The following is a 12,848-nucleotide window of genomic DNA, read 5'->3' on the forward strand; positions in this document are numbered from 1 at the left end:
GAGGATGGAAAGAAGTTGTTGCCTGAAGATATCTCTGGTGACGAGCGTTTTTATCCTCCGTCGGAAATTACTGACAAGCTGGAAGTATACAACAATCTGGGCAAGCGCATGCTCGCTCATTACAATGAATTGTTCCTGCAATTCAAAATGCATTTAAAGTAGGGGAGTGGCGTTGGGATTAGGGGTTGGTGCTTTAAAGGTCGCTGCGGTGGTGGATGGTGCTTACCATCGCTGTTAAATTCCGATTTTTTTGATTGAATATTTAAAGGTGAAAATCGGAATTTTAAAGGCGACCGCTTCGCTTGTCCAGCACCATTCCGCCCCCTCCGCTGCACCGTGCTTAAAGGTACGCACCCATCCAATCCCACACCAGGTGAGGGAGTAGAGGAAGAGCGAACAGGCCCTTGAACCACCCGTACAGGTGATTCAAGGGCCTGTTTTGTTTATTCACCGTGTAAAGCGGGTGAGTATTGTACTTCTTTTCCCATACTCCACACACACGTTAGAGAATTGTGGGATTTTAAGGCGGGCAGTGAGCGAAGCGGGCCATTTGAATCTGGAGAAGCGGAGCGTTCGCCTAAAGGCTTTCCAAAGGAAAGCTCACTTCGGAAGCATATGCTTAGTGGGATTCTTACTTATAAAATGTTTTATACAATATGAAGAATCCCCCAGCAACAGCGATCGGAAGATCAAATGGACTGCGTAGCGCCTCCTCCCGCCTTAACTCCCTATAACCCTTTAACAAACCTCTCTATTTTATCCAACCCTTGCTCCAGCACATCCTGCCCGTAAGCATAAGACAAGCGAATGTATCCTTCGCCATAGGAAGAAAAGGCATCTCCAGGTACGACAGCCACTCCATGCTCTTCCAGCAGCTTCAAGGTAAAATCCATAGAGCTTAATCCAAAATGCGCGATGGAAGGGAAAAGGTAAAAGGCTCCCTCGGGTTTCTCCAGCGGGATACCCATGTCTGTCAGCCTTCCATGTACATAATCACGACGCTTGCGGTATTCCTCACGCATCGGAAGTGCATCATCGACACCAGTGGTCAAGGCTTCCAGGGCAGCATATTGGCTAATCGAGCTGGCACAGGTTACGTTGTACTGATGGACTTTGACCATGTGCTGTGTAATTTCAGCGGGTGCAAGTGTAAAACCAATGCGCCATCCCGTCATGGAATGTGATTTGGACAGACCGTTGATGACGATGGTACGCTCCCGCATACCTGGTAGAGCTGCAATGGACACGTGGGGTGTATCGTAAATCAGTTCACTGTATATTTCATCCGAAATGATAAACAGATCACGCTCCTTCAGTAAATCCGCGACCGCTTCCAGTTCTTCACGGCTCATCACTCGTCCGGTTGGATTCGAAGGATATCCGAGAATGACTGCTTTTGTCCGTTCGGTCAGATAAGGCTCCAGCACCTCGGCCGTAAGCTTGAAGCCGCTACTGCGGGTATCGGCAAACACAGGAATGCCGCCTGACAAACGGATCAATGGCTCGTACCCTGGGTAGATCGGCACTGGCAGAATGACTTCATCGCCGGGTGACAAAATCGTGCGTAAAGTAATATCCAGCGCTTCACTGGCTCCATTCGTTACGATAACCTCATCCTGTCCACGGTAATTCAGGCCGTATTTACGAGCTACAAACGCCGCTGCGGCTTCTCGTAATTCCGGCAGTCCCGGATTAGGTGTATAGGAGGTGCGTCCTTCGTTAATCGCCCGATGGGCAGCTTCCATAATATGCGCAGGGGTAGGGAAGTCCGGCTGTCCGATCGTTAATGACAGGGTTCCGGGTAATACGGCAACTTTGTTGGCGATTTTGCGGATGCCGCTGATTTGAATGTTTTTAACCTGATCGTTAAGCAAATGCTCCATAGCTTATGTGCCACCTTTTTCTGTATTAGAACAAGTTTACAATAATTTGATCTGAATATGCTACGGCAAGAAGAATTCATTTTTATATGATGGTTTTGCAAAAATTCAATAAGCGACTTCCAATGAACAATATATAGACCGAAGTGGTCTAGTGCGTCTATATATTGCACTTTGGAGCGACTGGAATCGAATTTTGCAAAATCCTTACATAATTAAGGTACTAAATTGACTAATTTATGGTATCTTAAAAGAAGAATATATTTGTAAGCGTAATCATAGTAAAAATGGGGAGGGGAGTATCTTTTGATGAAACAAGAATACATAGTAAAAATATTACCCACGAAATTAAAAAGGTTCGGAATCACATGGCTCAGTGTCATACTGGTGCTTTCAGCTGGAGGGCCGGTAGGGTTGTCCAGTGGAAAAGCTTCGGCAGAGCCTGCATCTTTTGCAGGAAAAGAGGTGCAACCTTCACCCGTAACTGTAGGGGCAAGTGTATATGCAGATGTCTATTTTCCTAAAAAGCTTCGCATCCACGATATACAGGGGGTAGCACACCGTTCTCCATATGAAGGACAAAAAGTAGCGGATATTGAAGGCGTTGTCACAATGGTGAAGGGGAGCAGCTTCTATATCCAAGAGATGGATGATCAAGTGGATCAGGATGAAAAAACATCCGAGGCCATTTTAGTGTACAAGCCTAGTCACGGTGCACAGGTAGGGGATGAGGTAAGGGTTAGCGGTTCGGTGAAGGAATACACGGAAAGAACATATGCAAGTAAGCCAATCGACTTGACGACCACAGAAATTGTGGCTTCTTCGGTTAAGGTAATTGCCAATGACCGTCCATTGCCATCTCCAATTTTGCTAGGTGAACAGGGACGTGTGATGCCGACATCTGTTGTGGATAATGACGGAATGGCGGTGTTTAATCCACAGGAGGATGGCTTGGACTTTTTCGAAAGCCTGGAAGGCATGCGTGTAGAGTTGAAGGATGCCACTGTGATTGGTCCTTATGGCTATGAAATTCCAGTCCGAATTGATAACGGTCCAAACACAGGTGAGGTTGTAACGGAGGCAGGCGGACTCATGCTGACAGAAAGAAGTCTGAACCCGCAACGGATTCTGATTGATGCGAAGCCTTCGACACCGTTGAAGACAGGCGATCGTTTTGCGGGTCCTATCACAGGTGTGGTGAGCTATAGCTTTAGCAATTATAAGCTGCTGCCAGAGCGTCTGCCGGATGTTGTACCTGGTGGCCTCCAGCCAGCCAATACGCGTTTGATACGCGATGATCGTAAGCTGACAGTAGCTTCTTTTAATGTGGAAAACTTTGATCCCGGTGATGGAAAACGTATTGATCAGCTGGGGCAGGCTATCGCCGTAAATTTGAATCATCCGGATATCATAGGATTGCTGGAAGTGCAGGATAATAACGGTGAGAAGGATGATGGCACCACAGACGCTTCCGAAAGCTTCCGTGTGCTCATAGAGGCAATTCGTGCTCATGGAGGCCCGGAATACGCTTTTACAGATATTGCCCCTGAAAATAATAAGGATGGCGGTGCCCCCGGTGGCAATATCCGTGTTGGCTTCTTGTACAATCCGCAACGTGTTACGCTGACCGACAAGCCCAAGGGGGATTCAGTTACGTCTGTCACTTATGGAGTGCAGGGACTCTCTCTCAACCCGGGTCGGATTGATCCCCTGAATGTGTCATTTGAAGACTCGCGCAAGCCGCTGGCCGCTGAATTTGAGTTTGAAGGCCAGCAGGTGATTGTGGTCGCTAACCATTTTAATTCCAAAGGGGGCGATCAAGCGCCATTTGGAGGAATTCAGCCACCTGTGCGAAGCAGCGAAATACAGCGTGCGAAGATTGCAACGATTGTGAATGGCTTTGTAAAGTCGGTACTGCAAGTAAACCCTAAGGCCAATATGGTGGTGCTCGGTGACCTGAATGATTTTCAATTTTCGGAAACGCTGGCTTTGCTACGGGGGCAGGAATTGACCAATCTGATTGACAATTTGGATGAAAAGGAACGGTACTCCTATATTTATGAAGGCAACTCGCAAACATTGGATCATATGCTGGTCAGCCCATCACTGAGCAAAACATCCGTGCTGGATATCGTTCATATGAATGCGGACTTTAGTACGGCAGACGGGCGGGTCAGCGATCATGATCCGTTGGTTGCGCAAATAGATTTGCCGCGCAAAACGGAAGAACCACCAACAGATGGTGGGAGTGGCCGAAATGACGATGACGATGACGATGAGGATCAGCAGGATAACGTTGGAAACGCCAACGCTGGGAATAGCAGTAGCAGTAACATGAATGGAACGGTAAATGGGCAGGGTCAGACTGCCAGTAGTGAACCCAATGGAAGCAGCCTGTCTGGTACAAATGTGGTGCAAGTCAAGTCTGTAATGATCGGAGTGGAGCAAAACGGACTGAAAAAGGCAGTTGCTCAAGTACCGGCTGCTGAAATACAAAAGGCCATTCAAAATGGCGCGAAGGGTACGCTTGTGATCCGTGCAGGGGAGCAAGTAGAAGCGAGGACGTATGAGATTCATTTAAGCGGGGAAGCTTTGGGAGACGTCTTGAACGACCGTATTCGTACCCTTCGAGTGGAAACGCCACAAGGTGGATATGAAGTAGCAACAAGTCGTTTGTCTCTTCAGAAACTGGCTGATACCTGGCAGGTTCCTGTAAAACAAATTTCCTTGAATTTTTCCATCACTTCGAACGAAGAACTGGCTAAACGCTTGGATGTTCCGACAGGGCGCAAACTGTTACAGGCTTTGGATATGGCCGCTGAGCTGAGAAACGAGGATGGACGGAAACAGCTTTTGGCAGGTAACGGAGATTCTGGTAGTGGGTATGAACGTTATCTGTTACGTGTTCCTGCAACGGTCGATGCAGACCAGCTTGCTCTAGTGAAGGTATCGACCAACCAAGCCGGACAGCTGTCCTATCAGCCTGTTCCTTTTCACGCTGCGAGTGAGGAAATAACCGTGTATGGACGTTCGGGAGGGACTTACGCTGTGCTTGATGGCGGGGCTTCTGGTGAAGTCAGATCGTTCATAGATATATCCGGTCATTGGGCGCAGCAGGATATTACACGGCTGGCGACTCGCCTGCTTGTGACGGGGACCGATTCAACAGCGTCTACAGCTAGTGCGACTCGTGAAAGGGACTTAGCGAATATGCATTTTGAGCCTGAAGGCCAGGTGCGACGCTCTGAACTGGCAGCGATGCTGATTCGGGTGCTTGGACTGGAGCATACAGATCGCACGCTGACGAGCTTTGACGACGTTCAAACCGAATCGTGGTATGCGGATTCCGTACGTACCGCAGCAGCAGCCGGGCTGATCAACGGGTATGCTGATGGAAGCTTCCGTCCTAATACACCGGTATCGAGGGAGGAACTGGCTGTGATCATAGAGAGAGCCTTACGCTTCGCTGGGAATACAGAAGAAAATACAGAAGAAGCAACAGGGAGTAAATCCGTGTCATTATCGGATGCGCAGGAGATCTCTACATGGGCAGCTCCGGCTGTATTATCACGCACACTGGATAAGCTACATTGGGAATAGAAGACTTCACTATACAAATGTCAGATTGATTGACTTTATACGATAGTTAAGTTATCTTTTGTGGAGAGGTAGTATGATAAAGTAGAATGAATTACGAATGAAGAGGTGAAATGTCGTGGGAGTAACAGCTAAACAAATTTTTGTGAATTTACCAGTTAAAAACCTGCAACAGTCCATTGATTTTTTCACTACCATCGGATTTGAATTCAGCGCTCAGTTCACTGATGAACATGCAACCTGTATGGTTGTTAGTGAGCATATTTTTGTCATGTTATTGGTTGAAGAACGTTTTAAAGCGTTCACGACAAAAGAAATTTCAGATGCGACAAAAAGTACAGAAGCGATTGTTGCCTTATCGGTGGAAAGCCGAGAAAAGGTAGACGAGATTGTCCACAAGGCTTTGGAAGCGGGCGGCAAACCCTCGAACGAACCTCAAGATCATGGTTTTATGTATGGATGGAGCTTTCAGGATTTGGATGGTCATCTGTGGGAGTTCTTTTATATGGCAGAGCAGTAATGGAAATAAGAATGATGAAGTAAACGAAGTATCATGGAAAGTAAGCTATCCTCAAAAGATAGTTTGCTTTCTTTATTGTATGTTATTGAACTCACCGGGAGGAATCACAATGTCTAACGAAATGAGAGCCTACCCTGTTCAAGCTCTGAGCGAAGCCCTGGCAGATTCACTGAGTCGACTGTTAATCGACGTGGTTGCAGACGGTGCATCTATAGGTTTCTTACCCCCATTAGGTTATGAGGAAGCAGCAGCTTATTGGAACAATGTACTTGGGGATGGCGTAGTTCTGTGGATTGCCGAGAAGGACGGAGTACCTGTAGGGACGGTCCAGCTGCATTTGGCACAAAAAGCTAACGCTATTCATCGTGCGGAAATTGCAAAGCTTATGGTGCATCCGTCCGGACGCAGACTGGGGATCGCACGACAGTTAATGAAGGTAGCGGAAGAAGAGGCACTAAGTCAGGATAGAACGTTACTGGTGCTCGATACGCGGGTGGGTGATCCCTCCAATGGACTATACGAGTCGATCGGGTTCGTAGAAGCTGGTGTTATTCCGGGTTTTGCTCAATCAGCCGATGGTCAGCTGCACGCCACTCGATATTATTATAAGCCATTAAATCTGTATTCTAGTCATAGCTGAGCATTTACCGAATAATTGTGGTATATACGGGTAATCATAACTTGTCATAGGATTACATAGTTTTTTCCGCGTTTATTCGACTGGAAAAGCACGGGAATAGAAACGTATAATAAAGAGGGGATCAGAAAAGGTCTTTTTATGTCAATTTGGGTGTACTGAATTGAAGAACGTAGCAAACACAGCGGAGGAATCAGAGAATATGAGGTTGGAGCATGATTTTTTAGGTACCAAGGAAGTGCCATCAGATGCCTATTACGGTGTACAAACGCTGAGAGCAAAAGAAAATTTTCCAATTACAGGCCAAAGACTGCACCCTGAGTTGATTAAAGCCATGGCGATCGTGAAAAAGGGAGCAGCGACGGTAAATATGGAACTAACCCGTTTACATCGCCCCAAAGCAGAGGCCATTATTCAGGCTGCTGATGAGATTATACAAGGACAGTTGCATGATCATTTCATCGTCGATCCGATTCAGGGCGGCGCAGGCACGTCCATTAATATGAATACAAATGAAGTGATTGCGAACCGTGCGTTGGAGCTGATTGGCAAGCAACGCGGAGATTATCAGGAGATCAGTCCTAATAATCATGTTAATATGGCGCAATCGACGAACGATGCTTTTCCTACTGCCGTACACTTGGCTGTATTAAGTATGATTGATAAGCTGTTAGCCACCATGAGTGAGCTTCAGGGAGCATTTTCCCGCAAGGCAAATGAGTTTGATAGTGTGATTAAAATGGGGCGGACTCACTTGCAGGATGCAGTGCCCATCCGATTAGGGCAGGAGTTTCAGGCTTATGCGCGTGTGCTGGGTCGTGATATCGGACGCGTCCGTGCGACCAAGCAGCACCTGCTAACGATTAATATGGGTGCAACTGCGGTGGGTACTGGCCTGAATGCAGACCGTCGTTATATTCAGCGTGTCGCAGAGGTACTGGCAGAAGTCAGTGGCTTCCCTGTGGAAGCTGACGAAAATCTTGTAGATGCTACACAAAATACGGATGCTTATACTGAAGTGTCTGCTGCCTTGAAAATTTGTATGATGAATATGTCTAAGGTGGCAAATGACATCCGGTTAATGGCTTCCGGACCTCGTGCAGGTCTGGGAGAACTGAGTCTGCCTGCTCGTCAGCCAGGGTCATCCATTATGCCGGGCAAGGTAAATCCGGTGATGTGTGAGGTCATTAACCAAATTGCTTTTCAGGTCATTGGTAATGATCATACAATCTGCTTGGCTTCAGAGGCTGGTCAGCTCGAGCTGAATGTGATGGAGCCTGTACTGGTCTACAATCTGCTGCAATCGCTGGAAATTATGAAGCAGGGCTTCCACGTCTTCCGCATTCATTGTGTGGAAGGGATTGAAGCGAATGTGGAGCGTTGTCGTGAATATGTAGAGAACAGTGTAGGCATTATTACAGCGCTTAATCCGCATCTTGGATATGAGGTGGTATCACGTATTGCTCGCGAAGCAATTACGACTGGGAAATCGGTGCGTGAGTTGTGCTTGCTGTACAATGTACTGACCGAGGAGGAGCTGGACATTATATTGGACCCGTACCAAATGACTCAGCCTGGTATTGCCGGAGAATCTTTGCTGAATCGCGAATAATGATGCGGAGTATGGAGTTTAGACAGCTTTGAGGCAAGACGAAGATAGCCCCGTCGAATCTGGCGGGGCTATTGTTATGTGATAACACAGATGTAATACGGGTGCCAGCGTGCATAGGGGAGTGTCCTGTCAAGGATGATATGGCTACGCTTATGGTAGAAAAGGGAGAGTTGGATGTTGCTAGAGAAATTATTGGCATACAAGGAATTAGGAATAGGACTCATTGTACTTTTAGTGTTGTTTGCGCTCATCATCAGAGGACTGATACGTAGTCGCAGAAATCGGATTTTACGTGATCTGGACCCACGCAAAATTGGAATTCAGGATATAGATCGTATGGAGGATGGCTCGGAATTTGAACTTTATTTGCAACGGTTATTATCCGCGCTTGGCTATAAGGACATCTATAAAACAACCAGTAGCCGGGATTTTGGAGCGGATCTGGTTTTTACAGACCGTGAAGGCGTCAGAGTTGTCATACAGGCCAAACGTTATGGGGTACAACATCCGGTAGGCTTGGGAGCAGTGCAGGAGATTTATACCTCTATGCGTTATTATGCAGCTGACAAGTCCCTCGTCATCACCTCCGGCCGTTATACGGAATCCTGTAAAACACTTGCTGCTGTCAACGGGGTTAAATTATTAGACCGCAACGACTTGATCGACATGATTGATTTATTCAAGGCTAGGCAGCGCGAGGAGGTTATGGACCTCATAGAAAGCAAAGTAGATGTGATTGCTTCCAAATGGGATGAAAGATAATCATAAAAGGGACTGAACTACTGCGACGAGATCGAAGCCCAGTAATCAGTCCCTTTTATTTTTTAACATGATGCTTGCTCTTATACTGTTATCATTAGATGCCTGTCCAGACATCCTTGGCATAGCGTTTTTCCTGTTGGAGACGATCCAACCATTGCTGTGCTTCTTCTTTACTGGTATGGTGTGCTTCCGTGTAAGCTGCACAAAGGGTGTTTTCTACATCGGGAGCCATACGGCTACCATCACCGCATACATACAGATGCGCTCCTTCATCAAGCAAGTGAATCAGAGCGTCCGCATTTTCCTTCATGACATGCTGCACGTATCTTTTGGGTTGATCGGGCAGACGTGAAAAGGCTGTATGAAGCGTAACGATTCCCTCCTGCTCCCAAGCTTGCAGCTCTTGCTTGTACAGATAGTCGAGCTTCGGATTACGGCAGCCATAGTATAGATGAGCCTCGCCGAGCTGCTCTCCTCTCTCCTTAAGTACATGGCGTGTCTGTAGGAATCCGCGGAATGGTGCCACTCCAGTACCCGGACCGATCATGATGACAGGTACGGTCGGGTCTTCTGGCAATCGGAAGCCCGACTGAGGCTTACGCACAAAAATGACAATCGGATCATCTGGTTGGAGCTGTGCCAAATAATTAGAGGCAATTCCTAGGTATTCGCCCTGTCCGCTACGGGCTGGTCCACGCACGACGCCCACTGTTATACTCACCGAATTCGCCAATTCAAGAGGTGAACTGGAGATGCTATAGTAGCGGGGCTTGAGTGGCGGTAAGAGCGCAATAAAGTTTTCAAATGGCAGCTCGCAGGCTGGATACTTCTCCAGAATATCCAGCATCGTGACGCGCTTCTGTCGTATCTCTCGATCAAAGGTAGTATCCTCCAGCAAAGCTTCAATTTCTTTCTTGTGCGGTGGACACACTGTAAAGGATGCCAGTTGCCGTAGCTGGGCTCTCGTTGCCGGTTCTTGCAGTTCCACACTGAGAGTGAGCAAATCTCCTATACTGACAGGCCGATCTAAGGGGAGATGCGCCGCATCCCGGTCACTGCCTCTCAATACGATGTAATCCTGTTCCTGTAATTTAAAGCGTTGCATCACCCTTTTGACTAGCGAAGCAGGATTACGCGGCAACACACCAAGGTGGTCACCTTCGCGATAGGACAATCCGGTTGGTAATTTGAGCTCCAGATGTCGTGTACTGCGTTCACTTTCAGCAGCAAGCAGCTCACGATTCGCTGTAACGACGGCAGTAACTGCTCCGTAGTTGTCTGCAAGAGGTGTACTGAGTATGGCGCTGACGAACTCTATGCTCAGACTGCTGCTGTCCTGCGGTTCTGTATCATTGTGCTCTACCCCGAAAGCATTCAACAAATCCGGCCATAAGCCGTGGTTCCAGGCTTCCCAATCCTTCTCGAAGTCACCGCTGGCATCGCCCTCACCCCGGTCATACAGTCGCTTTGCCCCTTTGGCAGACATCAGCTCGTCGATCAGCCTTGGAATACGCTGATACGTGCTGGCCCAATTGCGGTCGCCGCAGCCGAATACAGCATATCTTACGCCTGCCAGTTGCCCTTCGCCTGCCTGCTCCAACCATTGTACAAAGGTATCAGCATTGTCCGGCGGATGCCCATTATAAGATGCGGTCGTAATAAGTACCACGCCTTCTTTAGGCAAATTGTCCACACGATCATTCAGAGTTGCTATGCTACTGTTGAAACCCCAATTTCGACCTAAATCGGCTAGTTCACCTGCAAGTCCCTCAGCTGTACCCAGATTCGAGCCGTACAAAGACAGCAAAGAAGTATCATGCTTTTCGGCATGGGGGGGTGCAACCTTGTGTTCCTCTTGTTCATGAAGTTCTTGAACGGCACCTGGCAGCATGACAGCCGTCTGTGTGCTGCGCGGGCGTACTTGAATGGTGAAGCCCTCCGGCTTGAGTGTGAGCGTCTCTTTGACTTTCAACTCATAATGAGTATGATCAATCAGCTCAAAATGTTTCAGTACCATACCCAGCACAAGAGTGGCCTCCTGTAAGGCAAACTGCTGTCCAATACAGGCGCGTTGACCGTTGCCAAACGGTTTGTAGGCATCTTGCGGAATGGCGGATGGGTCCTCGAAGCGTTCCGGTCGAAATTCCTCAACATCTTCACCCCAAGCCTCGGTATCACGGTGCAGTTTTGGAATGAGTACATTGACGCTGTCACCTTTTTTAAGTGGGTAGGTTCCGTCGAGCAACGTATCTTCTTTGGCAAAGAGAGAGAAGGCGGGCGCTGTCGGCCATAGTCGCAGAGCTTCATTCAGTATCATCCTTATGTACTTGAGTTCACGAACCTGAGTATAGGAAGGCAGCGAATCGGTGAGCACACGATCCACTTCTTCATAGGCCTTGGTTAGCGTTCGCGGATTCTTAAGCAAATAGTAAATGGCAAAGGATAAAAGCCCACTGGTCGTTTCATGACCGGCGATGAGGAAGGTGATGATCTGATAGCGGATATTTTCATCATCCAGCGTTTCACCAGTTTCTGGATCTTTGCCTTCCAGCATACGTGCCAGTAAATCCTCTTCTCCTTGGTTGCCAAGGGTTTTGCGTTCTTGAATAATGCTGTCCACCAGAGAAAACATCGTTTCGATGTCGTGTTTAAACTGCTTTTTCTTCGATAACATCAGCTTGTTTTGCAGATTAAGGCGTTGCAGCTGACCCATCGCTTCATCTAATGCGCGTGTCATGCTGGTCACGAACGGATGGGGCTGATCGCGGTAGAAGCTGTTAAAACGATAATTAAAGCCGCATAATCCGATGGTATCCAAAGTCAGCCGGGTCATATCTTCCGGTACCTCTACACTTTCATCGGGATTAAGCCGAGACCATTTCTGTATCAGCTGAACAGCAAGATCAAGCATCATATTGTGGTAACCCTTCATAGCCCTCTGACTGAAGCTTGGTAGCAAAATTTGGTGGGCCTTGCGCCAGTTCGGTTCCTCAGTCCAGCTTGTGAATAGTCCGTCTCCTGCAAAAGCTCGTACTTTTTGTAATGGAGCCCACACTTGTTTGTCGAAACGGGATTCATCACAAGCATCTGCGACCAGCTTATGACCGGAAATATAAATGTTCGTTCCTTCAGGCAGATCCATGCGAAAAATTGGACCGTACTCATAAGAAAGCTTAACCAGAGACTGGACAGGGGCATGTGTATCGATCAAGGGCAGATTACCTAAGGGACCATAAGTTTTGGGCTGTGGAATTAAATCTGTCGAAGTCATTTTTAATGTTGCTCCTTTCGGATTGAAATAGAGTGATGGTTTCAGAGTACCTATGTTTTCCAAATTACACTTTATTCTTACGATATAAACGAAAATAAGTGAATTTGGACAGTTCGTATAATAAAAGCAGTACGAAAATATACACTTTTTACATATAGAGAAAAAATCATCTTATTTATCATGCTCTATTTACAATGAATTTACAGAAACTCTTATGAAAAAATATGCTTTTATAACCGATATAAAGATGTTGGGGATTTCCAAATTATGCTGAGGTGATATGTCATGAAAAAGCGAGCTGTATTATTAAATTTTAGGTGGATTCCCATTGTCACAGTCTTTGCATTATTGCTAAGTGCATGTGGGCAGTCGGCAGCACAAACCAAGGCTCAGCCCATTAAGGTGGGAATCGTACTGTCAGATATTGGTCTGGGTGACCAATCTTACAGCGACGCGGCTTTTCGAGGTTTGGTCAAGGCAAGGGATGAGGGGAAGATTGTTTTTGAATACCGGGAAATAACTGAGACCAAGACGTATGATGCGGCTTTTGAGCAGCTTGCTCAAGAAAA

Annotated in this window: 7 protein-coding genes and 2 pseudogenes; 7 read left to right on the top strand and 2 right to left on the bottom strand. The window is 47.2% G+C overall.

The genetic code is table 11. From position 1 onward, the window contains the following. A pseudogene (locus tag GRP75_RS12490) lies at positions 1 to 162 on the top strand (spermidine/putrescine ABC transporter substrate-binding protein); the annotation flags it as partial. A 566-nt stretch (positions 163 to 728) separates the two neighbouring features. On the opposite strand, the gene GRP75_RS12495 reads toward GRP75_RS12490, so the two are convergent. Then, positions 729 to 1,883, bottom strand: a complete 1,155-nt coding sequence (locus GRP75_RS12495) for an aminotransferase A (RefSeq protein WP_160789462.1) — start codon at positions 1,881 to 1,883, stop codon at positions 729 to 731. Between the two features lie 306 nt (positions 1,884 to 2,189). Between GRP75_RS12495 and GRP75_RS12500 the strand changes: the two genes are divergently transcribed. The 5 genes from GRP75_RS12500 (at position 2,190) to GRP75_RS12520 (ending at position 9,008) form a co-directional block, all read left to right on the top strand. Further along, on the top strand, positions 2,190 to 5,480 hold the full coding sequence (locus GRP75_RS12500) for an S-layer homology domain-containing protein (RefSeq protein ID WP_237449010.1): 3,291 nt from the start codon (positions 2,190 to 2,192) through the stop codon (positions 5,478 to 5,480). Positions 5,481 to 5,595: 115 nt separating this feature from the next. Continuing rightward, on the top strand, positions 5,596 to 5,997 hold the full coding sequence (locus tag GRP75_RS12505; RefSeq protein WP_023989581.1) for a VOC family protein: 402 nt from the start codon (positions 5,596 to 5,598) through the stop codon (positions 5,995 to 5,997). A 109-nt stretch (positions 5,998 to 6,106) separates the two neighbouring features. Next, positions 6,107 to 6,637, top strand: coding sequence for a GNAT family N-acetyltransferase (locus GRP75_RS12510; RefSeq protein WP_160789464.1), 531 nt, complete (start codon positions 6,107 to 6,109; stop codon positions 6,635 to 6,637). A gap of 199 nt (positions 6,638 to 6,836) precedes the next feature. Then, entirely contained in the window at positions 6,837 to 8,246 is a 1,410-nt protein-coding gene (aspA, locus tag GRP75_RS12515; RefSeq protein WP_160789467.1) for an aspartate ammonia-lyase, read from the top strand. Between the two features lie 174 nt (positions 8,247 to 8,420). Beyond that, a complete protein-coding gene (locus GRP75_RS12520) occupies positions 8,421 to 9,008 on the top strand; it encodes a restriction endonuclease (protein WP_160789465.1) in 588 nt (195 codons plus the stop codon). Positions 9,009 to 9,102: 94 nt separating this feature from the next. On the opposite strand, the gene GRP75_RS12525 is transcribed toward GRP75_RS12520, so the two are convergent. After that, positions 9,103 to 12,279: a bifunctional cytochrome P450/NADPH--P450 reductase gene (locus GRP75_RS12525; RefSeq protein ID WP_160789466.1), complete on the bottom strand. Its 3,177-nt coding sequence runs from the start codon at positions 12,277 to 12,279 to the stop codon at positions 9,103 to 9,105. A 285-nt stretch (positions 12,280 to 12,564) separates the two neighbouring features. Between GRP75_RS12525 and GRP75_RS12530 the strand changes: the two are divergent. Continuing rightward, a pseudogene (locus GRP75_RS12530) lies at positions 12,565 to 12,848 on the top strand (BMP family ABC transporter substrate-binding protein); the annotation flags it as partial.

The organism is Paenibacillus sp. OT2-17, from assembly GCF_009827695.1.
Lineage (GTDB): Bacteria > Bacillota > Bacilli > Paenibacillales > Paenibacillaceae > Paenibacillus > Paenibacillus polymyxa_B.